This is a genomic window from Caulobacter sp. SRI_014 (assembly GCF_057586315.1).
On record NZ_JBYCZQ010000003.1, the window covers coordinates 26,567 to 53,557 of the forward strand.

Below are 26,991 nucleotides of genomic sequence, written 5' to 3' on the forward strand. Positions count from 1 at the left end.
TCCTTTTTAGGAAAGGGCCGCGAACGCGAGAGCCAGGGGGCTTTCCGGAAACGCCGCCAGGGCGCCGATAGCGATGGCCACGCCGTAGGGCGCATCGCCGCCCGGCTTGGCAAGACGGCCGACCCAGTCGGGGCCGCGCACCGCCAGGGGACGCAGCCACACCGACCGCAGACCCAGCAGCGAGAGGGCCAGCGCCCCGCCGGCCAGGCCGGTGACCAGAATGAAGGTGAGCGAGGCGGGCCAGCCCAGCCACAGGGCGGCGGCCGCGAACAGCTTGGCGTCTCCCCCGCCGATCCAGCCGAGCGCGAACATGCCCATGGAGAGGAACAGGGCGCCAAGACCGATGCCGAGACACATGAGCGCGGTCTGCCAGGGCAAGCCCAGGGCGACCGCGGCCAGACCAAAGCCGCCGATCAGGACCAGCGAGATCCAGTTGGGAATGGTGAAGCTGGTGATGTCCTTCAGACCGCCCACGATGACCATGGCCGGGAAGACGCTCAGCAGCAGCAGTTGCAGGGTCTGGAACATTGACCGCGAGAATGGCGCGGGAGGGTGAATGGAAGGTTGAGGCGGGACATCATTGCCCCGCCGGGATCGAGAAGATTGCGTGGCACCGACAGCGGGTGGCGCGACCGCCCCCCCAAAGCGGAAGGGCCCGCGGATTTCTCCGCGGGCCCCCCGTTTTCAAGCGAAGCTTTGTGAGCTTTGCTTTTCGCTTACGGCAGCTTGGTGTTGATGCTGCCGAAGGCGGTGTTCAGCTTGGTGCCGAGGGTCGTCACGGCCGTGATGATCACAACGGCGATGAGGGCGACGATCAGGCCATACTCGATGGCGGTGGCGCCGGACTCGTCCTTGGCGAAGCGCGAAACGAACTTGGTCATGGCTTTTTCTCCTGTTGCAAGCCTGGCGGGTTTTTCAAGCCGCTGTGGCCTGCTCCCCCGAAAACAAGGCCACTTTGGGGGACCGCGCTTAATTGCCAGTAAACATCGAAGTACAGATCAGATTTTTCTTTTGGTTTATTGTTGTTTACTATTAGCATCGGTTAACCATAGCAAAAATCTCGTTATTTTTCCGTGCGTTATCCGACTCCTGAATGTCACGCTAACCTTTGGGATCGCGAAGTTTTTTTAGAGCAACGCTCGGCGAACCGGGAGCTGGAAAGGGCCCTTCCCGGACTCTGTTCCAGAATGGAACGGAATCCCGAGGCCGCTCGCCAGACCTGGTCAGAGACTTTTCGCGGTGGGCCGGCAAGGACCGACGGGGCCTGCCGGCCTGGGCCGGGATAGCCGGCCTCCCGGCCCAGCGACAGGCCGGGGGTGCAGAAGATCCGCGCCTGTTTGGAGAGCGAGCCGGCCCCGGACCTTCCCGGCGCGAAAGGACCCCGGGGCCGCGAAAAGCTGCCCTCGCATGCGAAAAGGGCCCCGGCTTGCGCCGGGGCCCTTCCGTTTCCTAGGCTTGCTGGGCCTTGCGGCCCCCTGGGATTAGGGAAGCTTGGTGTTGATGTCGCCGAAGGCGGTGTTGAGCTTGGTGCCGAGGGTCGTCACGGCCGTGATGATCACGACGGCGATGAGGGCGACGATCAGGCCATACTCGATGGCGGTGGCGCCGGACTCGTCCTTGGCGAAGCGCGAAACGAACTTGGTCATGTCTTTTCTCCTGATAGCGGGTCGAGGCGGGGTTTTGTCAGGCCCATCGCCCGCTGCCCCCAGATGCATGGACAGAATGTCGCCTCGCGCTTAATAGCCAGTAAAGTTCCAAAGCAAACCAGCGCCTAGTTCGGGTTTATTTTCGGCTATACTTAAATTCCGATTCAGACCGATGAATCGCCCGTTAGCCAAACGCCTGTCCTTAAAGGCTTTCTTGACCAATTGGCCCGATCCTTAAGCTCTGATTCACGTCTCCGGACCCCCGCCCATGCGCCGCCTGCTTCTGGCCTTCGCCGCCACCGCCCTCCTCGCCACCCCGGCGTTGGCGCAGACCCTGTCGGTTCGCGCCGACCAGGCCGTGCGCATCGCCCTGTCGGCTCCGGCCAAGGACGTGGCCGTCGGCAACCCGGCCATCGCCGACGTCATGGTGCTGGACGAGCGCAACATCCTGGTGCTCGGCAAGGGCTACGGCACGACCAACGTCATCGCGCTCGACCGCAACGGCCGGCTGATCCTCGACCGGGTGGTGGTGGTCTCCGCCGCCGACGCGGGCAAGGTCACCGTGTACAAGGGGACCAGCGTCTCGCAGTACGCCTGCTCTCCTCGATGCGAAGTGACCGACACCACCGCCGGAGCCGCTCCGGCCAAGCCTGTCCCCTAGAGTCATTATAGACTCCGCGCGCACGTAAGGGGCCGATCGCCCTAAACCACCCCTTAAGCCTGTGGCGCTAGGGTCGTCTCGTGAACGCGACCAACCCCTTTCTGCGAGCTCGCAAATTCCTCGCCCGCTTTGGCTCGGCCAGGCGCGGAGCGACGGCCGTCGAGTTCGCCTTCGTCGCCCTGCCCTTCCTGACGCTGCTGTTCGCGGTGCTGGAGCTGGGGATGGTGTTCCTGGTCTCGACGACCCTGCAGAACGCCGCCGACTCGGCCGGCCGCAAAATCCGCACCGGCGAGCTGCAGAACACCGGCGGCACCCGCGCCAGCTTCAAGACCGCCATCTGCGCCGACATGGCCTGGCTGGGGTCGGACTGCTCGAACAACCTGACCGTCGATGTGCGGACCTACACCAACTTCGACGCGATGATGACCACCGACGCCTCCGGCAACCGCGTCATGGCCGGACCCACCGTGACCAACGGCGTGGTCCAGGAAGGCCTGTGGGAACCCGGCGCCGCCGAGGACATCGTCCTGGTCCGGGCCTACTACAGCTGGACCCTGTTCACCCCGCTGCTGAACTCCGGCCTCGCCAACATCGGCAACAACAAGCGGCTGATCAGCACCACCGTCGCCTTCCGCAACGAGCCTTGGGGTACTTAGAGATGGGGGGATCTTGATGGGCCTGTTCCGCCGCCTGGCGCGCGACAAGCGCGGCGTCTCCGCCGTCGAGTTCGCCCTGATCGCCCCCGCGCTGATCGCCTTCTACTTCGGCTTGGCCGAGCTGACCCAGGCGATGATGGCCGAGCGCCGCGCCAGCCACGCCGCCTCCTCGATCGGGGACCTGGTCGCCCAGTCGACTCAGATCAGCGACAGCACCGTCACCGACATCTTCACCATCGCCCGGGCGGTGATGTCGCCCTTCCCGACCACGACCCTGAAGATGCGGGTGACCTCGATCGTCGCCGACTCCGCGGTCAGCCCCAAGGTCGCCTGGAGCAAGGGCGACGGCCTGACCGCCAAGGGCGTCGGCGACACCGAGACCGTGCCCACCGGCCTGCTCACCGCCGCCGGCGACAGCGTCATCCTGTCGGAAGTGCAGTACAGCTATGACTCGCCGGTCGACTACTTCGTGCCCAACGCGGTGGTCTTCAACAAGAAGTTCTACCTGCGCCCGCGCAAGTCCGATTCCGTCACCAAGACGAACTGATCTGCGCGACCAGCGGGCTTTCGGCCACCGGCCTGCCATCCAGCATTGATACCGCCCGCACGCCGATCAGGCTGTTGGTCAGGAACAGGCCGTCGGCGGCGTCGAGCGCCCCGCGGCCCCTCCGCACCTCCTCGACCGCGATCCCTTTTGATCGGGCCCGGGCGATCACCGCCCCACGCATGATCCCGTCCAGCACGCCGCATGCCAGCGCCGGGGTCAGCAGCCGGCCGTCCTCGACCCAGAAGATGTTGGCCGCCGCCGCGCAGGCGACCTCTCCCGCCGTGTTGAGCATCAGGGCCTCGGCGCCATTGGCCTCGCGGCGGGCCAGGACGTTGTCCAGGTAGCTGAGGGTTTTCAGCCGTGAGGCGGGTGAGTGCTCGTTGCGCCGCACGCCGACGGTAACCAGCTGAACCGGACCGGCCGGGGCCGGCGAAGCGCTGGCCGTGGCGAACATCCGCGATTGCGCCTGAGCGGGCCGGTCGAGGCCCCGGCCGCCAGAGCCCGCCGTCAGGGTCAGGCGTACGGCCGCGCGGCTGAGGCCGGCCTCCGCCACCGCCTGCTCGCAGATCCGCAGCGCCGCGGCGCCGTCAGGCGCCGGCAGGCCCAGCGTCACGCAGCCGGCGCCGAGCCTGGCCAGGTGGGCCTCCCAGTGCTCGAGGGCGCCGCCTCGCGCCAGCAGGGTCTCGAACAGACCATCGCCGAGCAGCAGGCCCCGATCGTCGTGCGGAACACTCATGTCAGCGCCCTCTGGATGGCGGCGATCTTGGCCTCGGTCTCCAGCCGCTCGGCGTGCGGGTCGCTGTCGGCGACGATGCCGGCCCCGGCCCGGGCCTCGACGCGCCAGCCTTCTCCCCGGCGGGCGAAGGCGGCGGTGCGGATCAGGACGCTGGAATCGAAAGCGCCGTCGACCCCGGCCCAGAACAGCGAGCCGCAGTAGGGGCCGCGCGGCGGCTCGAGACCGGCGATGACCTTCATCGCCTGCACCTTGGGGGCCCCGGTTACCGACCCCGGCGGAAAGGCGGCGCGGAGCAGGTCGACGGCGGTCAGCCCGGGGGCCAGGCGGGCGGTCACGGTCGAGACCAGGTGATGGACGTTGGCGAAGGTTTCGACGGTGAACAACTCGGGCGTCACCACCGAGCCGGCCGGGCTGACCCGGGCCAGGTCGTTGCGCATCAGATCAACGATCATCAGGTTCTCGGCCCGGTCCTTGTCGCTGGCCAGCAGCTCTGCGGCCAGGGCGCGGTCTTCAACGGGATCGGCCCCGCGCGGGCGGGTGCCCTTGATGGGGCGGGTCTCGATGCGCAAAGTCCCGCCGGCCACGGTGACGAACCGTTCGGGCGAATTGGACACCAGCGCCAGGTCGCCCAGATGCAGCCAGCCGGCAAACGGGGCCGGGCTTTCTCCGACCAGCCGGGCGAGCAGATCATACGGCCCGGTATCGGGAGCCATCGACCCGCCCCAGACGCGGGCGATATTGGCCTGGAAGATTTCACCGTCATGGATGCGCTGGACGACCTCGGCGACCGCCGCCTCGTACAGGCCACCCTCGGTTTCCGGCGCGAAGCGGGCCGTCAGCCGGCCTTGGGCGGCCGGGCGGGCGGGCGCCTGCAGCCAGTCAGCCGCGGCCAGGGCGTGATCACGCGCGGCCTCGGCATCGACGCCCCGCCCGATGGCCAGCACCTGTTGCTGATGGTGGTCGAAGGCCAGTAGGGCCGGATAGCGACAGACCGCCAGGTCGGGCCAGCCGTCGGCGTGCGCGCCAAGGCCCAGGGTCTCGACCCGGTCGCCCAGTTCGTAGGCCGCCAGCCCCGCCACGCCGCCCTGGAACGGCGGGCCGTCCGGATGGCGGTCGCCGCGCTCGCCGAGCAGCGCCTCCAGCTCCGCGAAGGCATCGCGCCGGTCGTCCCTCGTCAGACGCAGGTCAGCATCCGGCTTGCGCAGCACATAGGACCACCGCGCCCGCGGCCCCTCCCCCCCCGACAGGAAGGCGCAGGTTCCCGGCTCTGTCCCGAAGGCGGACAGGACCTCGGCCGGCGCCCGCCAGGGACGCGGCTCTATGGCGACGTGACGCATGGGCGGCGAATACCGCCGCCCGGGGTCCGGGGGAAGGGTCAGGCTGTTCGGAACTGTCCCTTGCCGCCGCCCTTGACGAAGGTCAGGCAGACGCCGCCGATGATCAGCAGACCGGCGATCGGGATAAAGCCGGCCTGCTGGCTCTTGTAGAGGCTGGTGAACAGGGTCACCAGGAACGAGCCGAGCCACACCGTCACCGTTCCCGACAGGGCGAACAGGCCGAAGAAGTCGGAGAGTTTGTCCGGCGGAGCCAGCCGCGTCAGCATGGTGCGGGCCGAGGCGTATTGCGAGGTCACGAAGATCGCCGTGCCGAAGCCGATGACCAGATACAGCATCTGCGGCAGGGTGTTGAACATGCCCTTGTCCCAGAGGGTGTTGGCCGGGTCCCAGCTCCAGAAATAGAGGATGGTGTCCGGCTTCATGCCGATCTGGGCCAGGACGCAGACCACCGAACCGCCGACCTCGACCAGCAGCGCCTTCTTGGGGCCCAGCCAGTTGTCGAGGCGCGGGGCCAGCAGGCCGCCGATGACCGCGAAGATGCTGAGCAGGATGCCGTAGACATACATCTCGACCCCCCAGCCCATGACGCCGGAGGCGTAGATGCCGCCGAAGATCAACAGGGCGGTCATGCCGTCGTTGAACAGCATCCGCGACAGCAGATAGATGCCCAGGTCCTTCTCGGAGAACATCAGCTTGACGGTCCGCCAGAGGCTGATCGCGCCTTCCTTGATGCCGGTCAGCAGCTTGACGCCGGTCTTCGGCGCGTCCGGCGTGAACAGGAGCAGCGGGATGAAGCCCAGCACCAGCAGGGTGGCGGCGATCGGGCCTGAGATGCGCATCGGCTCGGCCGTGGCGTGGTCGAGGCCGAACAGCGGCGCATCGGGCAGGAAGGGGAAGGCCGCCGCCGCCGGGCTGCCCGGCAAGGCGAAGGCGAACAGGCAGAAGGTCAGGGTGATGACGCTGAAGAAGTTGCCTGCCGCCAGGGCCAGCCCCGAGGCGTGCGGGGCCAGGCGCGGGCCGGCGGCGCCGATCAGCAGGCTGTTGTGGATCACCTCGGCATAGGCGAACAGCACCCCGACAAGACCGAAGATCCACAGGGTGCCGATGATGGGCAGCCCCTCCCCGCCTGGCTTGGCGAACCACAGCATCCAGATCAGCGGGGCCATCAGCGCGACGATCAGGGCCAGCAGCGGCTTGCGCGCCCCAAACCGGTCGAGCGAGGCGCCCAGGAACGGCGCGGTGATGGCGATGAAGACGCTGTTGAGAGTGCTGGTCAGGCCAATCATGGCCTGGCCCTTGACCCCGTCACCGACCACGCCGCTCGTGAAGTAGGCGGCGAAAATATAGATGGTGATGAGGATGACGTAGGGGTCGCGCCCACCCTGGAACACCGCCCAGGACACCGCCCCTTTGGACAGTTCCTTGAAGCTGGCCTGCGGATAACCCGCCGCATCGGCGCCCGCCGTGGCGCCCGGCTCCAAACTGCCGGGCAACGGACCGCCGAGCGGCCCTGGCACGGGCGTTCCAACCATCCGACGTCTCCCAATTCCGCAATGCAGGAAGCCGTCTCAGAGCGCGGCCTTGGTCCTACCGTGGGCCGGAAACCGGCGACTGGAAAGGGGAATTTTAAACGTGTGTTCGATGCCGCGACGGCAAGCCGCGGGCTAGATGAGGATGCGCCGTTCCACCGCCGCCCGCCGTTCCGCATCGACGCCGAGGACATCGCGCAGATAGCCGTCGAGGCCGCCATTCTCGCGCTGCATGGCGGCGAAGGCGCGCTCCAGATACGCGGCCTCGACGCCCATGGTGGTGCGCATGGCGTCATCGCTGGGCCGCTTGCCGGTCAGCTCTTCCACATGGGCCGCGAACAGCGGCATGCGGCGGGCGAAGCGTTCCTCGTCATTGGTCAGCAGGTAGTCGGCGATGATGTCGTCACGGTGGACGCCGGCGATGTGGTGGGTCAGGGCGCAGAGGATGCCGGTGCGGTCCTTGCCGGCCGCGCAGTGGACCAGGGTCGCCCCTTCCGTTTCGCCGAGCCGTTGGAACCAGCGGGTGTAGAGATCGACGTGGCGGGCCTCGTGCGGGGCCGCGTCATAGTAGTCCAGCATGTAGGCCCGCATGCTCTCGGAGGTGATCTCCGCATGCTTCATGAAGGTCTGCCAGGGATCGTCGCCTTCCTCGGGATGATCATTCTCGATCAGCTCGGCGGCGAAGCCCTTCCAGCGGCGCGAGGGGTTGCGCTCGCGCTCCCCGGGCCGGCGCAGGTCGACGATGAGATTGACGCCCAGGTCCCTGAGCGCCTCGAGTTCCTCCTCGGAAGCCTCGGCCTGGTGGGCCGAGCGGTAGAGGACGCCCTTGCGCATCTGGCGATGGCCAGCGGCGTAGTCGCCGAAATCGCGCAGGTTCTCGATGGTGGTGAAGGGCAGTTTGCGGGTCATGGCCGCGCTCCTAAAGGTTGGCCGTGACGAAAGCGAGACGCCGCACGCTGGGTTTTGGGTGGGAGGAGGCTGATCTTAGCATTTCCGGGGCCTCAGGAACAGTCATTTTATCAATCAAAACAGACACATAAAGGACCACTCAGGGGACCGCCCAAACCGTCGATCAGACCTACGCCAAGCGCGGTTTGGACCCACCGGAAACCACCTTCGACCCCCCTGTTCCGGCGGCCTCTTCGGTGGGCCGTCAGGGTCGCGAACTCCGGGGCCGATAATTTCGCCCGGGTAAAATCAGCCGAGGCCCTCGACGATGCAGACGCGGTAGTCGGCGCCCTTGAGGCGGTGCTGCAGGGCGTCCTGGTAGGCGGGGCTGTCGTACCATGCGTGAGCGGCGGCGGCGTCCGGGAAGGACAGCAGGACCACGCCGTCGACCGCCGGGCCCTCGAGGGTCTCGACGGCGCCGTAGAAGGCCAGCGCGGTGATCGGATGATCGCCCCGGGCGCCGGCGGCCTTCTTGCCGTAGGTCGCCATTTCCTCGGCGTCCTTGATGCTGTCGCGGATGAAGATGACGTAGGCGGTCATGGGCGTGTCCTCGCTGATTTCGGCGGCACGCTAGGCAGGCGGAGGGGCGGCGCCAAGTATGACGTGGCGTCAGGAACTGGCCTGGGTCGCCATCTGCAGGCGGATAACGACGAATTCGGCCGGGTAGGTCGGCGCCACGCTGATGTCGACGTTGAGCTGGTTCAGGGCCTGATCCAAGGGCGGATTGTTGCCTGCGTCGCACCGCACCTGGAAGGCCTGTGCGGCGCTGGCGCCGAACAGGCCGCCGGCCTGCCAGACGGTGGTCAGAAAGGCGCTGACGTCCCGGGTCACCGTGGCCCAGAGCTGGGGGCCGTTCGGCTCGAACACAACCCACTGCAGCCCGTCGTACAGGGACAGCTCGATCATCGTCAGCAGACGGCGGACGCTGATGTAGATCTGGCCCGGATCGGCCGACATCGTGCGCGCGCCGTAGACGCAGACACCGTAGTTCACGAAATTCCGGATGGCGTTGACCCCGGCGGGATTGAGGAGGGCCTGGTCGGCGTCGGTGACGATCCGGGTCACGCCGGTCGCCAGCCTCAGGGCCCCGTAGGTGATCCCGGCGGGCGCCTGCCAGGGTCCGACGGCGTTGTCGGTCGCCGTGTAGAGGCCGGCCATGGCCCCGGAGGGCGCGATGGCGGCGAGGGCGTTCGACAGCGGATTGAGGATCGTGATCCAGGGGTCGTAGAGGGCGCCGCAGGCCGACTGGAGCGCCGCGCCGGCCGGGACGGTCGGGCCCTGGGCGCCGGTCTTGAAGGCGATTGCATCCTGGACCGACAGGCCGAAGGGGGTGTCGGCGATGTAGAACAGGTCGCGGCGGGGCCGCGCCTCGCACCAGGCCAGCACCTGCTGAACGGCCGCGCGCTGGAGCCCGAGGTCGGCGATCCAGACGGTGTCGGGCGCGCACAGCAGGCTGACGCCGTTCAGCATGTCCAGGCTGGTCAGGGCGGTGGCCAGGTAGGGTTGGCCGGCCACGGGATCCCCGGCTCCGCCGGTCAGCGCTGTCGGCGCCGGCAGGTTGGCGGGCCGGGTCGCCGCCGTTGGCGTCACCCGGATGAAGAGCGAGGTCTGGGCGATCCGGAGCTCTATGTTGCTGGACGAGGCGCCGTCGGGCTGCAGGTCCGCGGCGGTGAATCCGTTCAGGCTCTCGAGCAGGATGAAGGTGTGGCCACCGACGACCTGGGTCGGCAGGGCGTTGGCCTGGGCGTAGGCGGCGAACAGCTGGTCGGCGACGGTCAGGGATGCGCCCGGTTCCGGCATTCGGTAGAGCACGTTGACGGCGAAGATCGGCTGGGTCGCGTCGCCCGTCGACGAGGGGTAGTTGCTGATGGTCACGGCCAGGCTGTCGCCCCAGACGCCGGGGCCGGCGGCGCTGATCAGCAGGGGTCCGGCGGTCAGCCGGGCCGCGACGGCCCCCGCGTCGGCTCCGGCACGCACCACGTAACAGGCCCCGCCGCCCTGCTCGAAGAAGGCGTAGACCGCGAACGGCGTCTGCGCGCTCCAGACCAGGCCGCCAAAGGTCCGGAGATACTGGTTCCAGCTGGTCACCAGGGTCGGGGTGTTGAAGGGGCCGGTCTCCGCCGCGCCGACAAAGGCCGTGATGTTGGTCGAGACCGAGGGGATCGCCCGCGGTCCGGGCAGGTCCTGGACGTAAACGCCGGGGTGTTCAAAGCTGGTCATGTCGCCCATCGATACCACCTGCGCGCGATCCGGGCCGGTGTTCGCGACCCTAGGCCGGGGCTCCGTTGGGCGTCAAACTCTGGTATCGGGCGCGAGGGAGACGCCATGTACCGCCTGATCATCTTCGACTTCGACGGCACCCTGGCCGACAGCGCGCCCTGGTTTGTCGGCGTGCTGAACAGCCTGGCCGACCGCCACCGGTTTCGCCGCGTCGAGGCGGCGGAGATCGAGATGCTGCGCGGGCTGGGTAACCGGGAGATCATGAAGCGGCTGGGCGTGTCACGCTGGCGGCTGCCGTTCATCGCCGCCGACATGAAGGCGCGGATGGCGCGGGACATCGGCGCCATCAGGCTGTTCGACGGGGTGGAGGCGATGCTGGCGGCCCTCGGCGAGACCGATGTGCGGCTGGCCGTGGTCAGCTCGAACGACGAGGCCAATGTGCGGGCGGTACTGGGCCCGGCGCTGGCGGCGCGGATCGACGACTACGAGTGCGGCGCGGGGCTGTTCGGCAAACCGGCCCACTTCCGGCGGGTGATGAAGCGGTCCGGTGTATCGCCCGCCGAGACCCTGTGCATCGGGGACGAGCCGCGCGACGGCGAGGCGGCGGCCAGGGTCGGGGCGGCGTTCGGGGCCGTGGACTGGGGCTATGCGACGCCTGAAAGCCTTGCCCGGTGCAGGCCGGCGCACAGCTTTGCAGAGGTGACCGATATCGCGCGGTTGTTCGCTGCATAGGCGCCTTAGGGCAGCATCCCTGAACCCGCCCCCAGCATCCCTGCGTTGACATCCCGGCCCCCGGGGCCACATGGAAACCCGACACTCAGCGCCTCCCCGCGCCCAACAAGGACTCCCGCATGTCGGACGTCGCCGCCCCGGCCGCACTCGCCGCTTCTCCGGCCTGGACACCCTCCGCCGCCCAGAACCTGGAGAAGGTTCTGTGGGTCAAACATTGGACCGATCGGCTGTTCAGCTTCGCCATCACCCGGCCGGACACCTTCCGCTTCCGCTCGGGCGAGTTCGTGATGATCGGCCTGCCGCCGGCGGCCGGTGAGACCAAGCCGATCCTGCGCGCCTATTCCATCGCCTCGCCCAGCTTCGCCGAGGAGCTGGAGTTCCTGTCGATCAAGGTTCAGGACGGGCCGCTGACCTCGCGCCTGCAGCACATCCAGCCGGGCGACGACGTCCTGCTGGGCAAGAAGCCGACCGGCACCCTGGTGCTGGACGCCGTGCGGCCGGGCAAGCGCCTGTTCCTGTTCGGCACCGGCACGGGCCTGGCGCCCTTCCTGTCGGTGGCCCGCGATCCGGACGCCTATTCGAACTTCGAGCAGGTCATCGTCGGCCACGGCGTGCGCGAGGTGAATGAGCTGGCCTACCGCGACCTGTTCACCAAGGACATCTTCGAGGACCCGCTGGTCGGCGAGGAAGCGCAGAAGCAGCTGGTCTACTATCCGACCGTCACCCGCGAGCCGTTCGAGCGCCAGGGCCGGTTCACCGATCTGATTTCGTCGGGACAGATGTTCAAGGACCTCGGGCTGGAGGGCACGACCTTCAACCGCGACGAGGACCGCATCATGCTGTGCGGCTCGATGGACTTCATCAAGGACATGGCGGCGCTGATCGAGAGCCATGGCCTGGTCGAGGGTTCGAACGCCGAGCCCGGCGACTATGTGCTGGAGCGGGCGTTCGTCGGGTAGCCTTTCTCTCTCCGTCATCCCGGACGGCCGCAGGCCGATCCGGGACCCAGGGGGTGACAGAACGCCGACCTCGCGGTGGCCAGCATTTGCGACTGGCGCCCCTGGGTCCCGGGTCTTCGCTGCGCTACGCCCGGGATGACGGACGTTGGTAACTGTGGGAAACCCGCAACCAATGTCGCTCAAGAACCTCACAGTCGAAGACGCCCGCGCCCGCATGCTGGGGGCCGCCGTGCGCACGGCCGTCCACAGCCTGCCGCTCTCCGAGGCCGATGGCCTGACCCTGGCCGAGGACATCCATGCGGTGCGCGACCAGCCGCCGTTCGACGCCTCGGCCATGGATGGCTGGGCGGTCATCGGCGATCCCGAGGAAGGGCAGACGCTGCGCATCGCCGGCGAGAGCGCCGCCGGGCGCGGCTATGACGGGGCGCTGGAGGCGGGCCAGGCGGTGCGCATCTTCACCGGGGCGGCCGTGCCGGCGGGGGCGACCCGCGTCATCATCCAGGAAGATACCGAGCGGGACGGCGACGTCGTCCGCATCGCCCGGCCGCCGTCGCCGGGCCGCAACATCCGGGCGGCGGGGGGGGATTTCCGGGCCGGGACCCTGTTGCTGGGCGCCGGGACGCGGCTCGATCCCTGGCGGCTGTCGCTGGCCGCCGCCGCCGGGCGCGACCGGCTGACGGTCAGCGAGCCGCCGCGCATCGCCATTCTGGCCACCGGCGAGGAGCTGGTGTCCCCCGGCGGCCATCCCGGCCCCTTCCAGATCTTCGAGAGCGGCAGCGCCGGTCTTGTGCCGATGATCGCCCGCTGGGGCGGGCTGGCCCACCGGCTGAGCCCCGCCCGCGACGATGAGGACGCCATCGCGGCGGCGGTGGCCAAGGCCGACGCCGAGCTGATTGTTACCGTCGGCGGCGCCTCGGTGGGCGACTACGACCTGGTCAAGCCGGCGCTCAAGCGGCTGGGCCTCGAACTGCTGGTCGAGACGATCAATGTGCGGCCGGGCAAGCCGACCTGGTTCGGGACACTGGGCGATGGCCGCCGGGTGCTCGGCCTGCCGGGCAACCCGGCCAGCGCCTTTGTCTGCGCCGAACTGTTCCTGAAACCCCTGATCGCCGCCATGTCGGGCGGGGCCGCCGGGCCCCTGATGGAGCCGGCCATCCTCGCGGAAGACCTGCCCGCCGCCGGCCCGCGCGAGCACTGGATGCGGGCCGTCCTGGGGCCTGACGGCGTGCGCGCCCTGCCCGATCAGGACAGCAGCCTGGTGACCGTGTTCGCCGCCGCCGACGCCCTGCTGCGTCGGCGTGCGAACGCCCCGGCGGTCGAGGCCGGGGCGGTCGTGGAAATCCTGCGGTTGAACCGGGGCTAGACCCTTTCAGGTTTTGATGTACGCATCAAAACCTGATCAAAAGGGTCTAGAATCAAACATTTAGAGCATGTCCGGGCGGGCGAACCGCATACACTTCGCCCTGACATGCTCTAGTGGACGGTCGGGCCGCGGTCCTGGCCGTTTTGATGGCCGCGGCGGTCCCATTGGTCCTTCAGCAGGTTGGCGATGCCCATCCAGCCCGCCGTCGGCGCGGCCACGGCGCCGGGCGGCGGCTGGACCTTGACCGCATGGTAGGCATAGACGGCGCCCGCCCCGACCGAGGCGACGGCGACGGCCACCCGGCCGCCGACCCGCTTGGGCCCCAGCGCCATCCAGGCGGCCGAGAAGCCCTGCACCAGGCCCCAGAGAGTCAGGGCCCGGGTGCGGGTCGCGCCCTGCGGACTGTTCCAGACGCGCAGGCCGGAGATGGTCAGGGCGGTGAACATCGAGGGCCAGATGACCGCGAAGGCGGCCTTGGGAGGGTTGCTTACCGGGCCCTGGGACTCGGCGAAGTCGCTCATGTAGTCGGGTTCCTCGACGACGCTGCGGCGCGAGGCGATGACCTCGGCCAGGGCGACGGCCCCGCCGGCCAGCAACAGGCCGAGCAGCACATGACCCGCGGTGGTCACCGGCCTGGCTTCGACCTCGACCATCCCCTCGGGGCCCATCTCGTAACGCATGCGTCGTCTCCCTCGGTCTCCCGTCACCGGAGCCTCCGGCTCAACGCCGGCCGGCGGCAGGCGGTTCCGGGGCGTGGAAGGGTCTGGTCGTCGCAAGAGATCACCCCGAACGAAAGTGGCTGAACATCTGCGAATATCATGGACCGACATGGCCATGTCATGGCGAAGTGGCAGCTCAATCCGAGTTGTTCCTGCCTGGACCCGATGCGAGACGAACTTCACCAGCAACGGCGGGACAAAATCCTGCAGGCTGCCCGCCAGGTCTTCCTGACCCGCAGCTTCGACCGTGCGACGGTCGATGAGGTGGCCAAGGCGGCGCAGGTCTCGACGGGGACCGTCTACATCTATTTCGAGACCAAGGACCGCCTGTTCGAGGCGGTGACGGTCCTGGCGCTATCGCCATTCGAAGGGCTGTTCGACGGGATCGAGCGGATGGACGGCGGCCCTGAGCCGATGCTGATCCGATTGGCCGAGGTCTACTACCAGTTCCTGTCCGAACCCGAGATCCGGTCCTTCTACCGCATCGTGGTGATGGAGGCTGTCCGCCGGCCGGAAATGGCCCGGCAGGTCTATGAGACCGTGCACCGCACCCTGGGCGCGGCGCTGCGCCGGCTGCTGGTCCGCTTCCATGAGGCCGGCGAACTGGTCATCCCCGATGTGCCCATCGCCGCCCGGCTTTTCCAGGGAATGGTCGAGCATTCGGCGCTGACCATTCCCCTGGTCCAGGGCGAGGCGCCGGCTCTGCACCCCACCCAGCCCTACTGCGCCGAGACGGTGCGGGTGTTTCTGGCCGCCTACCGGCCGCGCTAGCCCTGGCCAGTCAGGGGAAACAGCGGGGCCAACCGGCGACGGGAAGGCCGACTACCAGATGAAGATCAACGGCGACGTTGCGGCTGAGAGCGGCGACTGGATGCTCTAGGCGGCCTCAAGCGCGGCGCGGGCGCAATAGCTGTAGTTGAGCACGGTGTAGGCGAAGAGGTGTTCGGCGGCGCGGGCCAGGTTGGCGTTGATGACCGCCTCGCCCTCGCCGGTCTGGCGCAGGAAGCCGGCCTTCTCGGCGTCGGCCAACAGGCGGCGGACATGCATGCGCGACACCCGGTTGCGCCGGGCCAGGCCCGCCAGGCTGTAGCGGACCGGACCGACGGGGGGAAACTCGCCGGCCGGATCGCCGCCCAGCAGCAGTTCGGCCATCAGGGCCAGGCCGGCGGTGCGTTGCGAGAACAGGTCGAGCGAATTGGCGTCGGGCTGGTAGGCGGCGAACGAGGCTTTGGAGACCTCGCCCATCGCCAGCATGAAGCGGGCAAAGACCGCATCCTCGTCGAAGCGGCGGGCCAGGGCGTCGATGTCGGCGTCGAAGCTGATCATGCCGGCCAGATCCTCGGCCATGCGCCGGCGGAAGGCGGCCTCCATCCTGGCCGTCGGCCGCCAGCATTTGACCCGTCCGTCGCCGGCCGGCGCCGGTTCGATATAGCCGATGAACTGCAGGTAGATCAGCATCGGCCGCGCCCGCCGGGCCGACGCCATGCCGGAGGCCCCCAGGAGGTCGCTGAGAGCGCTGAAGGTTATGCCGCCCGGGCTGGCGTGGAGATAGAAGACCCAGACGGCGCTGATGTAGTGGGAGATGTGGCGCAGGCTGCGGCCGACCGCCGGTTCCGACTGCGGAATCATCCAGGCGGCGTAGTGGCGGCGAATGACGGCGGCGTGGCCGGGGCGCGACTTGACGTTCGCCGGCCCCTCCGCGGCCATCCACGCCACCCAGTCCGTCGCCGATTCGACCAATGCTCTCCCCTCAGATCGGGGACAGCATAGTCCGCCGGCCCGAAAAGCGGCTAGTGGCCCTCGCCCTGCAGCTCACCCATGGCGCTTTGCAGATAGTTCTGTTCGCCGAGCTGGCGCACGAGGTCGAGCTGGGTCTCGAGGAAGTCGATGTGGTCCTCGGTGTCCGACAGGATCTCGACCAGCAGTTCGCGGGAGACGTAGTCGAAGGCCTCCTCGCAGGCCTTCACGCCGGGAATCAGCGTCTCGCGGCCGCCCTTCTCGACGGCCAGGTCGGCGGCCAGGCCCTCGGGCACGGTCTCACCGATCTTCAGCTTGTGCAGGTCCTGCAGGTTGGGCAGGCCGTCGAGGAAGAGGATGCGCTTGATCAGCTTGTCGGCGTGCTTCATCTCGCCGATCGATTCGTCGTAGGTGATCTGGCCCAGCTTGCTGAGGCCCCAGTGCTGGTACATCCGCGCATGCAGGAAGTACTGGTTCACGGCCGTGAGCTCGTTGGTCAGGACCGCGTTCAGAATGCGGATGATGGCCGGATCGCCCTTCATGGCGGTGCTCCTCAAGGTGTCGTTGAAGAGGTCTTGAACCCGCTTTGGGCCGGGCCGCAACCGCAATCTGTGCGAACGTTTCGCGCTAGCAGACAAATCTTCGCGAATGCCTCGCGACTACAGTAACGGGCCCTATTCGGCCGCGTAACGCAGCGCTTCGCGGCTCTCGTCGATCATCTGGCGCATCTCGCAGACGCACTTGGCGCACTGGGCCTGGCAGCCCTGGCTCTTGAAAACCTCGGCGGGACGCGAGGCGCCGGCGGCGATGGCCTGGCGCACGTCGCGTTCGCGAATGCCGTTACAGTTGCAGACGTACAAGGCGGGGCCCCGAACTCGATTGCGAACAATTCGCGTTCTCTATCGCAGAAATGGCGACGATGCAACGCATTCGCAAGTAACCATGAAATGGGTCAGGCCCGGCGCGGCTGTTCGATCTCGTCCAGTCGCTCGGCCGCCTTCCGGCCAGCGTAGGCGCAGCCGATGATCGAGGAGGCCATGAAGACACCGAGGTGTTCATCGAGCTGGGGCAGCAGGCGGCAGTGGTTGTCGGGCAGGAGCTCAAGGAAGCCGGCTTCATGGCCTGCGGTCAAAGCGCTGCGGACCTGGGCGCGGGAGACGCGGCAGCGGCGGGCAAGGTCGGCCAGGTTGATGGCGAAGGGCGCCGTGGACGGGAAGGCCCCATCCTCGGGGCCCGCGAACATGAGCTCGGCGAGCAGCGCCATTCCGCCATAGCGGTGCGAGAAGGTGTCCAGCGACGCCTCCGCGGGCGTGTAGCCTTGCAGCGCCAACCGCGTGACCTCGCCGATCGCCGACAGGTAGGCGCTCAGGACCTCCTCCCGGTCGAATTGCGGCGCGATGCGCAACAGCGGGGGATCGGCCGGCCAGAGGGTCGCCAGATGTCGATGCAGCCGCGCCTTGTAGGCCTCGAGCATGCGGTCGGTCGGAACGTAGCGCCGCAGGCGCTGGTCCCCGCTGCTGGGGGCCGGTTCGATGTACTGGATAAAGCGCATGAACAGCAGCGCCGAGGCCGCGCGGCCCGGCCCCGACATCCCGCTTTCCTTCAGCGTCTCGGCCAGGCGGCCGCGGGTCAGGCCGCCGGGCGTCGAATGCAGATAGAGCGCCCAGAGACCGATGAAGAACCGACCGCTGTCCTGCAGCGTACGGGCCAGCATGGCGCTGTCGTCGTCGCTCAGGCGCCAGGTATCGACCCAGGGCCGCTTCAGTCGCCCGAAGTCGGGGTGACCGGCGATCCTGGCCACGGCCAGCGGGTCTTTCGACGCAGCTGCGGCCGCCTCGGCGCTTTCCAGCCACCGATCATCGAGCATCTGTTCCGCCCTCCCCCCTCAGGCAAAATAGAGATCGATTACTACAGTTGATTTTTGAAGAAGAAAGGCCACGCGGCGAACATTGTTCGACATTTCCCGCAGCCATTGCTCAATCCGGGTGACGTGGTCGCCGCCAAGGGGATTTCTGCACACCTGAAGGTGTTTTCGGCCGGCCATTCGCGTGAGGCGCCGCCCGGGGATTCGAGGTGGATTACTACAGTCCCCTCGCCACAAGCGCTCTGGAAGACTGTTCGCTCACATCGTTATGCGCTCAGGGGGCGGCCGAAAGGCCCGTTCACATCATGTCTTTTGCCGCGGTGATTGACCTTTCGGCCCTCAACGGAACCACCGGCTTCCAGATCAATGGTGAGGCCGCGGGCAACCAGAGCGGCCTTTCCGTCGCCTCGGCCGGCGACGTCAACGGCGATGGCATCGACGACCTGATCATCGGGGCCTCGCGCGCCAATGCGAACGGCTCCTGGTCCGGAGCCACCTACGTTGTGTACGGACGCACAACCGGCTTTGCGGCCAGCCTGGACCTGTCCACCCTCGACGGGACCACCGGTTTCCGGATCATCGGCGAGGCGGCTGAAGACTACGCCGGCTATTCCGTCGCCTCGGCGGGGGACGTCAACGGCGATGGCATCGGCGACCTGATCTTCGGGGCGCCGGGCGCCGACCACGGCTATTACGGCTCCAGGGCCGGCTCCAGCTACGTTGTGTTTGGAAGCGCGACGGGCTTTGCGGCCGACCTGGACCTGTCCAGCCTCAACGGGACCACCGGCTTCCAGATCAGCGGCGAGGCCGGAGGCGACTACAGCGGCAGGTCCGTCGCCTCGGCCGGGGACATCAACGACGATGGCTTCGACGACCTGATCATAGGGGCCATATTCGCCTCCCCGAACGGCTTCGCATCCGGAGCCAGCTATGTTGTGTTCGGACGCGCAACCGGCTTTGCGGCCAACCTGGACCTGTCCAGCCTCGACGGAACCAACGGCTTCAAGATCAGCGGCGAGATGGCTAACGACCGGAGCGCCCGGTCAGTGGCTTCGGCGGGAGACGTCAATGGCGATGGCGTCGACGATCTGATCATTGGGGCCAGTTCCGCCCCGAACGGCGCCAACTTCGGGGCCAGCTATGTAGTGTTCGGAGGCACATCCGGCTTTGCGGCCAACCTGGACCTGTCCACCCTCGACGGAACCAACGGCTTCGAGATCAACGGCGAGCTGGCTGGCGACCAGAGCGGCATTTCCGTGGCCTCGGCCGGCGACATTAACGGCGACGGCATCGGCGATCTGATCATCGGCGCCGCCAGGGCCGACCCGAACGGCAACAACTACTCCGGAGCCAGCCACGTTGTGTTTGGACGCACAACCGGCTTTGCGGCCAGCCTGGACCTGTCCACCCTGGACGGAACCACGGGATTCCAGATCAACGGCGAGGTGGCCAACGATTTCAGCGGCTTTTCCGTCGCCTCCGCCGGCGACGTCAACGGCGATGGCATCGATGATCTGATCATCGGAGCCTACGGGGCTGACCCGAACGGCTCTTTCTCCGGGGCCAGCTACGTCGTGTACGGACGCACCACCGGCTTTGCGCCCAACCTGGACCTGTCCGCCCTCGACGGAACCAACGGCTTCCAGATCAACGGCGAGGTGGGTGGCGACATCAGCGGCAAGTCCGTCGCCTCAGCCGGCGACGTCAATGGCGATGGCATCGACGACCTGATCATCGGGGCTACCGGCGCCGACCCGAACGGTTCCCTCTCCGGCGCCAGCTATGTCATCTTCGGCCGCCCGGCGCCGGTCAGCTTCGCCGGCACGGCGGGCAACGACCTTCAGAGCGGAGCCGGGGCGAACGACAGTCTCTCCGGCCAGGGCGGCAACGATACGCTGAACGGGCTTGGGGGCGACGACATCCTCGACGGCGGCGATCTGTCCGACCAGCTGTTCGGCGGCGACGGGGCGGACGACCTGATCGGCGGCGGCGGCGGCGACATCATGTACGGGGACGCCGGAGCCGACGATCTGAGCGGCGGCGACGGGGCCGACAAGTTGTTCGGCGGCACGGCGGAAGATCTGCTCAACGGCGGCGCCGGCAACGACCGTATGAACGGCGAGAGCGAAGATGATGTTCTGAACGGCGGAGCCGGCAACGACTACCTCGATGGCGGCGTGGGGGTCGACATCATGTCTGGCGGAACGGAGAACGACATCTACATCGTCGATGACGCCGCGGATCAGACCATCGAACAGGTCGCCGAGGGTTATGACATCGTTCGCACCAACCTCACCGCCTGGACGCTTGCCGCCAATATCGAGGCCCTGGAACTCACGGGTTCGGGTAACAGCCTCGGCATCGGCAACTCCGGCGCCAACAACATCCAGGGCAACGCCGGCGCCAATTTCCTGTACGGCCAGGATGGGGTCGACACCATCAATGGCAACGATGACGACGACTATATCATCGGCGGCATCGGCAACGATCTGCTGCGCGGGGGCACGGGCGCTGACACGTTCCGTGTCTACAGCGAGAGCATCGCTCGCCCCACGCTGGAGACCGATCAGATATATGACTTCAGTAGCGCCGAGGGCGACCTCCTCTATTTCAGCGAGATCGACGCCAACACCCTGGTCGATGGCGACCAGGCCTTCCGCCTGGTCAGCGCCTTCACCAAGCATGACGCGGCGCACCCGGAGCTGACGGGCCAGATGACCCTGACCTTTGCCGCGGGCATCACCACCCTGCGCCTCGATGTGAACGGCGACGCCAAGGTCGACTACCAGATGAAGATCAACGGCGACGTCACCGGCGATAGCGGCGGCTGGATTCTCTAGACACCGGCCAAAGGGGGGCAACACATGCCATTTGGAGCCACACTCGACCTCGCTGCGCTCGATGCCACGACCGGCCTGCGCCTGCTGGGCGAGGCCGCGAGTGACAACAGCGGCCTCAGCGTCGGGGCGGCCGGCGACGTCAACGGCGACGGCATCGCCGACCTGATCATCGGCGCCCCAGGCAACGGCTCATCACGGGGGATGAGCTATGTCGTCTTCGGAAGCGCCACGCCGTTCGGCGCGGACTTCGACCTGGCAAGCCTGAACGGGACCAATGGCTTCCGCATACAGGGCTCGGACACGAGTGACCGCAGCGGCTATTCGGTCGCTTCGGCCGACGTCAACGGCGATGGCATCAGTGACCTGCTGATCGGGGCGGTGCAGGCCAGCCCGAACAGCTACACCAGCGCCGGGGCCACCTATGTGGTGTTCGGCAAGTCGACAGGCTTCGACGCCACGGTAACCCTGTCGTCGCTGAATGGAACCAATGGCTTCCGGATCAGCGGCGAAGCGAACTTCGACCGGGCCGGCAAGATTGTCTCGGCCGGAGATTTCAACAACGACGGCTATGACGACATGCTGATCGCCGCCGCCGGCGCCGATCCCAACGGCAACACATCCGGCGCCGCCTATCTTCTGTACGGCAAGGCCGGCGGCTTCGGGGCCGACTTCATCCTGGCCACCCTGACCGCCGCTGACGGGTTCCAGATCAACGGCGAGGTCACCAACGACTTCACCGGCACGGCAGTCGCCGGCGTCGGCGACGTCAACGGCGACGGCTTCGACGACATCGCCGTGACGGGCACCGGCGCAGACGCCGGCGGCAACTATGCGGGCGGGGCCTGGGTCATCTTCGGCGCGGCCACTGGCTTCGGCGCGACCTTCGAACTGACCAGCCTGACCGGGGCCAACGGCTTCCAGATCAACGGCGCCGCCGCCTTCGACCGCCTCGGAACCACGATCAGCAACGCCGGCGACGTCAACGGCGATGGCATCGGCGACCTGATCGTCGGGGCCTTCAGCGCCGCGCCGCATGGTTCCGGCTCTGGCGCCAGCTATGTGGTGTTCGGGCGCAATACGGCCGTGGCCGGGAACTTCGCCTCCGAGGTCAACCTGTCCGGCCTGAACGGGGCCAACGGCTTCAGGCTCAGCGGCGCGGCGGCCAACGACTACGCCGCCCATGTTTCCGCGGCCGGCGATCTGAACGGCGACGGGGTCGATGACCTGATCGTCGTGGCCTCGGGGGCCGACAACATTGGCAGGATCAATGGCGGCGCGGGTTATGTCGTCTATGGCAAGGTCACGGCCACGGTCGGCAATTTCGACGCCGTCATTGAGCTGTCGGGTTTGACCGCGGCCACCGGACTGCGCATCGACGGCGTCGCGCCGGGGGCGCCCTTCACCGGGCTGCTGGCCTCCGCCAGCATCGGCGACTTCAACGCAGACGGGGCCGACGACCTGTTGATCGGCAGCCGGTTCGCCGACCCGACCGGACGGGACAACGCCGGGATCAGCTATGTGATCTGGGGCCAGGCTCCGCCGGTGACCTTCGTCGGCGGCGGCGGCAACGACACCCAGAGCGGCGGCTCGCTTGGGGACAGCCTGTCGGGCGGCGGCGGCAACGATGTGCTTAACGGCATGGCCGGTGACGACACCCTCGACGGCGGCGATCTCTCCGACCAGCTGTTCGGCGGTGATGGGGCCGACGACCTGATCGGCGGCGGCGGCGGCGACATCATGTACGGCGACGCCGGCGCCGATGAGCTGAGCGGCGGCGACGGGGCTGACAAGCTGTTCGGCGGCACGGGGGCCGATCTCCTGAACGGCGGGACTGGCAACGACCGCATGGACGGCGAAAGCGATGTCGATGTCCTGAACGGCGGGGCCGGCAACGACTATCTCGATGGGGGTCTCGGCGCCGACATCATGTCGGGCGGGGCGGACAACGATGTCTACATCGTCGACGACGCCGCAGATCAGGTCATCGAACTGGCGGGCGAGGGGTACGACATCATCCGCACAAGCATCGACGGTCTGACGCTGGCCGACAATGTCGAGGCGATCGAGTTTCAGGGCTCGACCCACTCCGGCGCCTTCGGCAACGCCGGAGCCAACAACATGCAGGGCAACGCCGGCTTCAACGGCTTGTGGGGCATGGACGGCGTCGACACCATCAACGGCAACGACGGTGACGATCAGATCGTCGGCGGCCGCGGCAACGACCTGCTGCGCGGTGGCCTGGGCGGGGATGTCTTCTATGTCTTCGGGGAAAGCATCGCCCGCCCAACCCTGGAGACGGACCAGATCTATGACTTCAGCACAGCCGAGGGCGACCGCCTGAATCTGGGCCAGATCGACGCCAACACCCTGGTCGATGGCGACCAGGCCTTCCGCCTGGTCAGCGCCTTCACCAAGCATGACGCGGCACAGCCGGAGCTGACGGGCCAGATGACCCTGACCTTTGCCGCGGGCATCACCACCCTGCGCCTCGATGTGAACGGCGACGCCAAGGTCGACTACCAGATGAAGATCAACGGCGACGTCACCGGCGATAGCGGCGGCTGGATACTGTAGACGCCGGCGGCGGCTCGACGCAGATTGCGCGCCTCAGGTTTCAGGGGTGGCTTTCGATGGTTCGTGGGTTTCTGGCGCTGGCGTTGACGCTGGCGGTCGCCTTGCCGGTTGCGGCGCAAGAGAAGCCCCGCTCGGTATGGACCGCGGGCGCGGCCTACGACGCCGCCATTCCCGAGCCCAAGGCCATCGTCGGCCATGAGCTGGGCGAGCGGCTGACCCTGTCGGCAGATGTGCGCCGCTACTTCGAGACCCTGGCCGCCAAGGCGCCGGACCGCGTGCGGGTCGGCGACTACGGCCGCACCTGGGAGGGCCGGGTGCTGCCCTATGCGGTGATCACCTCGGCCCGCAACATGGCCCGGCTGGACGAAATCCAGGCCAACGCCCGGGCCCTGGCCGACCCGCGCCGCACCGATGCCGCGCGCGCCCGGGCGATCATGGCCGACCAACCGGCCATCGTCTGGCTGGCCTACAGCGTCCACGGCAACGAGACCTCGCCGGCCGAGGCGGCGATGGCCACCGCCCGCCACCTGCTGGCCTCGCGCGATCCGGCGGTGGCCCCGTGGCTGGAGCGCACAGTCGTCATCCTGGTCCCGACCCAGAACCCCGACGGCCGCGACCGCTTCATCAACGGCTATGAGGCCGCCTTCGGCCTGGAGCCGGACACCGACGCCTCGTCCGCCGAGCGGGCCGAGCAGTGGCCTCAGGGCCGCTTCAATCACTACCTCTTCGACCTCAACCGCGACTGGTTCGCCCAGACCCAGCCCGAGACCCGCGGCCACAGCGCCCTGATGCGCCAGTGGTATCCGCAGGTGGTGGCCGACGCCCATGAGATGGGCACCAACGCCACCTACTTCTTCCCGCCGGAAGCCGATCCGCTGAATCCCCTCCTGCCCGAGGCGCAGGTGAAGAGCCGGGCCCTGTTCGGCCGCAACCACGCCGCCGTCTTCGACCGCGAGGGCGTCGACTACTTCACCCGCGAGAGCTACGACGCCTTCTATCCGGGCTATGGCGACAACTGGCCGAGTTATTTCGGCGCGGTGTCCATGACCTATGAGCAGGCCAGCGTGCGGGGCCTGGCGGCGCGGCGGTCGAACGGCGAACTGCTGACCCTGGCCGACGCGGTGCGCAACCACTTCCTGATTTCGCTTTCGACCATCCAGACCGCCGCCGACAACCGCGAGCGGCTGCTGGGCGACTTCTACTACTATCAGGTCTCGTCGATGGCGCAGGCGCGCGCCGCCGGGACCTGGCTGCTGCCGCGCACCGCGGCCGATCCGGGGGCCGCCGACCGGCTGGCCCAATTGCTGGCCCGGCAGGGGATCGAGGTCGGGCGGCTGGAAGCGCCGGTGAAGGCCTGCGGCAAGACATACGATGCCGGGACCTATGTCATCGACGGCGGCCAGCCGCACGGGCGTCTGGTGCAGGTGCTGTTCGACCGCACGGTGTCGATGACCCCGCAGTTCATCGCCGAACAGGAGCGGCGCCGGGCCAAGGGCCTGCCGCCGGAGATGTACGACGTCACCGGCTGGGCCCTGCCGCCGCTGTTCAACACCCCCGCCGAACGCTGCAAGGGCGTGGCGGCCGGCCGGATGTTGAACGCCGACGAGATCGGCAAGGGCTATGTCGCCGGGGCCGAGCGGCCGGTGGCCTATGTGGTGGCGCCGGGCTCGCAGGCCATGGCCCTGCTGGCCGGGGCCCTGCGCCAGGACCTGCGGGTGCGCTCACCGGAAAAGGCGTTCACCGTCGGAGGCCGGAACTGGGCCGCCGGCTCGCTGGTCATTCCCGTGGCCGGCAACCCGGCCGACCTGCGCCAGCGGCTGGACGCCCTGACCGCCCGCACCGGGGCCATCGCGGTGGGCATCGAGGACAGCTGGGTCACGTCTGGTCCGAGCTTCGGCTCGGAGTTTTCGCCCAGCTTCGTCGCCCCGCGCATCGCCATGGCCTGGGACCAGCCGACCTATGCGCCGTCGGCGGGGGCGACCCGCTATCTGATCGAGCGGGGTTTCGACTATCCGGTCAGCGTCATCCGCACCGACCGCATGGGCGCGGCGGATCTGGCCCGCTACCAGGTGCTGATCCTGCCGGACGGCGGCAACTACCGGGCGCGGCTCGGGGCCGGCGGGGTGGCGGCGATCAAGGACTGGGTGCGCAAGGGCGGGGTGCTGATCGCGCTCGGCGACGCCGTCGGCCTGCTTGCCGATCCGGAGGTCGACCTGATCGGCGCGCGGCAGGAAACCCTGGCCGTGGACGGCAAGGCGCCCGAGGGCGTCGACGCCAAGAAGGCGACCACGCCCGGCGCCCTGATCAAGGACGAGAGCGCCTATGACGCGGCCCTGCGACCCGTCGAGGCCGGTCCGCCCTCCTCGCCAGGCGTGGTCGCCAGGGCGATGGTCGACGGCGACCACTGGCTGGGCGCGGGCGTGGCGCCGAGCGTCAATGTGCTGGCCGGCGGCGGTACGATCTACACCCCGTTGCGCCTCGACCAGGGGGTCAACGTCGCCCGCTTCGCCTCGGCCGAGGATGTGCTGGTGGCCGGCTACCTGTGGAAGGAGACGCGCCAGCAACTGGCCTTCAAGCCGCTGGTCATGATCCAGGAGACGGGCCGCGGCCAGGTCATCGCCTTCACCCAGGATCCGACCGCCCGGGGCTTCCAGCGGGGCATGGACGTGCTGTTCCTCAACGCCATCTTCCGGGGCGCCGCCCACGCCTCGCCGATGAGGTAGCGGTCAGGTCAGCTCTTCGGAGGAGTACCCCAGGATCTCGCGGGCGATGATCAGCCGCTGGATCTGGCCGGTGCCCTCGTAGATGTCGCTGATGCGGCCATCGCGCAGGAACTTCTCGATGACGTGGTCGTGGCTGATCGACATGCCGCCCAGCACCTCCATCGCCCCCTGGGTGACCGTCCGGCAGACGTCGCCGCCCTTGGCCTTGCAGATCGAGCTTTCGAGGTTGTTGGGTCGGCGCTTGTCGCTGAGCCAGGCGGCGTGCAGCACGGTCAGGGCGGCGGCCTCGGTATCGGCCTCCAGCTCGATCAGCTTCTGCTCGACGGCGGAGCGCTGATTGAAGCTCTTGCTCCAATCAACCTCGACCCCTTCGGCGGCCAGGGCCTCGCGGGCGAACTCGAATGCCCCCTTGGCCTTGGCGACGCCGCCCGAGGCGACGGCGGGGCGGGTCATGTTGAAGGTCTTCATGACGCCCTTGTAGCCGGCGGAACCGCCGTCCTTGGGCACGGTCTCGTCGCCGCCCAGCAGGCTGTCGCGGGGAATGCGGCAGTCGCGGAAAGAATACGCGGCCGTATCAGACGCCCGGATGCCGAGCTTCTTCTCCTGGCGCACCAGCTCGAAGCCGGGCGCGCCCTTCAGCACCAGGAACGACTTGATCCCGGCCCGCCCCGCCGACTTGTCGATGGTCGCCCAGACGATGGCCCCGTCGCACTTGACCCCGTCGGTTACGAAGATCTTGTCGCCGTTGATCACCCACTCGTCGCCGTCGAGGTAGGCCGTGGCCTGGATGGCCTTGGTGTCGGAGCCGACGTTCGGCTCGGTGATCGACATGGCCAGGAACAGATCGCCCCACTTGGCCTTCTGCTCGGGTGTGCCGGCCGATTGCAGGGCGGCGTTGCCGAGGCCACTGGCCCGGCCCATGGGCATGGCCAGGCCGAGGCCCCGCACCACGCCGCGCGCCGAGCCGCGCGCCATGCTGACCGCCATCATGAAGGTCATCATCGGGGTGTCGTCGGGCTTGCGCTGGCCCAGCATCGGGAAGACCTCCTCGAAACCGCGCTCGCCCTCGAGGCGGGCCGGCGGGGTCTCGTGCTCGTGGTCCTCGTAGTAGCGCATGTGGGCTTGGGTCGAGTTGCCGACCTCGACGACCTTGTCGAGGATCTGCTGGTCGATGTCGGAGAAGCGGAAGTCAGCCATCGT

Annotated in this window: 25 protein-coding genes; 10 read left to right on the plus strand and 15 right to left on the minus strand. The window is 68.1% G+C overall.

The genetic code is table 11. The features are described 5' to 3' along the window. Positions 1-6: 6 nt before the first annotated feature. The 3 genes from AC2YG9_RS08730 to AC2YG9_RS08740 all read right to left on the minus strand — a co-directional run bounded on the left by AC2YG9_RS08730 (position 7) and on the right by AC2YG9_RS08740 (position 1,646). A complete protein-coding gene (locus AC2YG9_RS08730) occupies positions 7-528 on the minus strand; it encodes an A24 family peptidase (RefSeq protein WP_487297571.1) in 522 nt (173 codons plus the stop codon). A 188-nt stretch (positions 529-716) separates the two neighbouring features. Further along, complete coding sequence (locus AC2YG9_RS08735) at positions 717-881, minus strand: Flp family type IVb pilin (protein ID WP_487297572.1); 165 nt, start codon at positions 879-881, stop codon at positions 717-719. Positions 882-1,481: 600 nt separating this feature from the next. Next, positions 1,482-1,646, minus strand: coding sequence for a Flp family type IVb pilin (locus AC2YG9_RS08740; RefSeq protein WP_487297573.1), 165 nt, complete (start codon positions 1,644-1,646; stop codon positions 1,482-1,484). A gap of 268 nt (positions 1,647-1,914) precedes the next feature. Here AC2YG9_RS08740 and AC2YG9_RS08745 point away from each other — a divergent pair, with 268 nt between their 5' ends. From AC2YG9_RS08745 to AC2YG9_RS08755, 3 genes are all read left to right on the plus strand, one after another. After that, positions 1,915-2,307, plus strand: a complete 393-nt coding sequence (locus AC2YG9_RS08745) for a pilus assembly protein N-terminal domain-containing protein (protein WP_487297574.1) — start codon at positions 1,915-1,917, stop codon at positions 2,305-2,307. An 80-nt stretch (positions 2,308-2,387) separates the two neighbouring features. Then, positions 2,388-2,963, plus strand: coding sequence for a TadE/TadG family type IV pilus assembly protein (locus AC2YG9_RS08750; RefSeq protein ID WP_487297575.1), 576 nt, complete (start codon positions 2,388-2,390; stop codon positions 2,961-2,963). Between the two features lie 16 nt (positions 2,964-2,979). Further along, on the plus strand, positions 2,980-3,510 hold the full coding sequence (locus AC2YG9_RS08755) for a TadE/TadG family type IV pilus assembly protein (protein ID WP_487297576.1): 531 nt from the start codon (positions 2,980-2,982) through the stop codon (positions 3,508-3,510). On the opposite strand, the gene AC2YG9_RS08760 is transcribed toward AC2YG9_RS08755, so the two are convergent. The 6 genes from AC2YG9_RS08760 to AC2YG9_RS08785 all read right to left on the minus strand — a co-directional run bounded on the left by AC2YG9_RS08760 (position 3,494) and on the right by AC2YG9_RS08785 (position 10,280). Further along, positions 3,494-4,246 carry an aminotransferase class IV gene (locus tag AC2YG9_RS08760; protein WP_487297577.1) on the minus strand — a complete coding sequence of 251 codons (753 nt, stop codon included), beginning with the start codon at positions 4,244-4,246 and terminating at the stop codon, positions 3,494-3,496. The two genes, AC2YG9_RS08755 and AC2YG9_RS08760, sit on opposite strands and share 17 nt — an antisense overlap. After that, positions 4,243-5,583, minus strand: coding sequence for an anthranilate synthase component I family protein (locus AC2YG9_RS08765; protein ID WP_487297578.1), 1,341 nt, complete (start codon positions 5,581-5,583; stop codon positions 4,243-4,245). Before AC2YG9_RS08765 ends, AC2YG9_RS08760 begins: the two co-directional genes overlap by 4 nt. Positions 5,584-5,621: 38 nt before the next feature. Continuing rightward, entirely contained in the window at positions 5,622-7,115 is a 1,494-nt protein-coding gene (locus AC2YG9_RS08770; RefSeq protein WP_487297579.1) for an MFS transporter, read from the minus strand. Between the two features lie 132 nt (positions 7,116-7,247). Then, positions 7,248-8,021, minus strand: a complete 774-nt coding sequence (locus AC2YG9_RS08775) for a tyrosine-protein phosphatase (RefSeq protein WP_487297580.1) — start codon at positions 8,019-8,021, stop codon at positions 7,248-7,250. A 288-nt stretch (positions 8,022-8,309) separates the two neighbouring features. After that, positions 8,310-8,600, minus strand: coding sequence for a DUF1330 domain-containing protein (locus AC2YG9_RS08780; RefSeq protein WP_487297581.1), 291 nt, complete (start codon positions 8,598-8,600; stop codon positions 8,310-8,312). A gap of 69 nt (positions 8,601-8,669) precedes the next feature. Next, positions 8,670-10,280, minus strand: coding sequence for a phage tail sheath family protein (locus tag AC2YG9_RS08785; RefSeq protein ID WP_487297582.1), 1,611 nt, complete (start codon positions 10,278-10,280; stop codon positions 8,670-8,672). 105 nt (positions 10,281-10,385) lie between these two features. On the opposite strand from AC2YG9_RS08785, the gene AC2YG9_RS08790 reads away from it, so the two are divergent. The 3 genes from AC2YG9_RS08790 to AC2YG9_RS08800 all read left to right on the plus strand — a co-directional run bounded on the left by AC2YG9_RS08790 (position 10,386) and on the right by AC2YG9_RS08800 (position 13,334). Continuing rightward, positions 10,386-11,012, plus strand: coding sequence for an HAD hydrolase-like protein (locus AC2YG9_RS08790; protein ID WP_487297583.1), 627 nt, complete (start codon positions 10,386-10,388; stop codon positions 11,010-11,012). A gap of 119 nt (positions 11,013-11,131) precedes the next feature. Further along, positions 11,132-11,971, plus strand: coding sequence for a ferredoxin--NADP reductase (locus AC2YG9_RS08795; protein WP_487297584.1), 840 nt, complete (start codon positions 11,132-11,134; stop codon positions 11,969-11,971). 172 nt (positions 11,972-12,143) lie between these two features. Beyond that, complete coding sequence (locus AC2YG9_RS08800; RefSeq protein ID WP_487297585.1) at positions 12,144-13,334, plus strand: molybdopterin molybdotransferase MoeA; 1,191 nt, start codon at positions 12,144-12,146, stop codon at positions 13,332-13,334. A 110-nt stretch (positions 13,335-13,444) separates the two neighbouring features. On the opposite strand, the gene AC2YG9_RS08805 is transcribed toward AC2YG9_RS08800, so the two are convergent. Beyond that, entirely contained in the window at positions 13,445-14,014 is a 570-nt protein-coding gene (locus tag AC2YG9_RS08805; protein WP_487297586.1) for a tryptophan-rich sensory protein, read from the minus strand. A 204-nt stretch (positions 14,015-14,218) separates the two neighbouring features. Between AC2YG9_RS08805 and AC2YG9_RS08810 the strand changes: the two genes are divergently transcribed. Then, positions 14,219-14,824 (plus strand): TetR/AcrR family transcriptional regulator, encoded by a 606-nt coding sequence (locus AC2YG9_RS08810; RefSeq protein ID WP_487297587.1) that lies wholly within the window; start codon positions 14,219-14,221, stop codon positions 14,822-14,824. 105 nt (positions 14,825-14,929) lie between these two features. Here the strand turns inward: AC2YG9_RS08810 and AC2YG9_RS08815 are convergent, their stop codons facing one another. The 4 genes from AC2YG9_RS08815 to AC2YG9_RS08830 form a co-directional block, all read right to left on the minus strand. Beyond that, entirely contained in the window at positions 14,930-15,793 is an 864-nt protein-coding gene (locus tag AC2YG9_RS08815) for a hypothetical protein (RefSeq protein ID WP_487297588.1), read from the minus strand. A 50-nt stretch (positions 15,794-15,843) separates the two neighbouring features. After that, entirely contained in the window at positions 15,844-16,332 is a 489-nt protein-coding gene (gene bfr / locus AC2YG9_RS08820; RefSeq protein ID WP_487297589.1) for a bacterioferritin, read from the minus strand. A 132-nt stretch (positions 16,333-16,464) separates the two neighbouring features. Next, the gene (locus AC2YG9_RS08825; RefSeq protein WP_487297590.1) at positions 16,465-16,650 is read right to left on the minus strand and encodes a (2Fe-2S)-binding protein; all 186 of its coding nucleotides are present in this window, start codon (positions 16,648-16,650) and stop codon (positions 16,465-16,467) included. Positions 16,651-16,742: 92 nt separating this feature from the next. Further along, positions 16,743-17,657 (minus strand): hypothetical protein, encoded by a 915-nt coding sequence (locus AC2YG9_RS08830; protein WP_487297591.1) that lies wholly within the window; start codon positions 17,655-17,657, stop codon positions 16,743-16,745. A 302-nt stretch (positions 17,658-17,959) separates the two neighbouring features. Between AC2YG9_RS08830 and AC2YG9_RS08835 the strand changes: the two genes are divergently transcribed. Genes AC2YG9_RS08835 through AC2YG9_RS08845 form a run of 3 tightly spaced genes read left to right on the plus strand, consistent with a single transcriptional unit; the run spans position 17,960 to position 25,791 of the window. Beyond that, positions 17,960-20,494 (plus strand): beta strand repeat-containing protein, encoded by a 2,535-nt coding sequence (locus AC2YG9_RS08835; RefSeq protein ID WP_487297592.1) that lies wholly within the window; start codon positions 17,960-17,962, stop codon positions 20,492-20,494. A 24-nt stretch (positions 20,495-20,518) separates the two neighbouring features. Beyond that, positions 20,519-23,068 carry a hypothetical protein gene (locus AC2YG9_RS08840; RefSeq protein WP_487297593.1) on the plus strand — a complete coding sequence of 850 codons (2,550 nt, stop codon included), beginning with the start codon at positions 20,519-20,521 and terminating at the stop codon, positions 23,066-23,068. A 56-nt stretch (positions 23,069-23,124) separates the two neighbouring features. Continuing rightward, the gene (locus AC2YG9_RS08845; protein ID WP_487297594.1) at positions 23,125-25,791 is read left to right on the plus strand and encodes a M14 family metallopeptidase; all 2,667 of its coding nucleotides are present in this window, start codon (positions 23,125-23,127) and stop codon (positions 25,789-25,791) included. 3 nt (positions 25,792-25,794) lie between these two features. Here AC2YG9_RS08845 and AC2YG9_RS08850 read toward each other — a convergent pair whose 3' ends face one another. Then, positions 25,795-26,988: an acyl-CoA dehydrogenase family protein gene (locus tag AC2YG9_RS08850; RefSeq protein ID WP_487297595.1), complete on the minus strand. Its 1,194-nt coding sequence runs from the start codon at positions 26,986-26,988 to the stop codon at positions 25,795-25,797. Positions 26,989-26,991 lie beyond the last annotated feature (3 nt).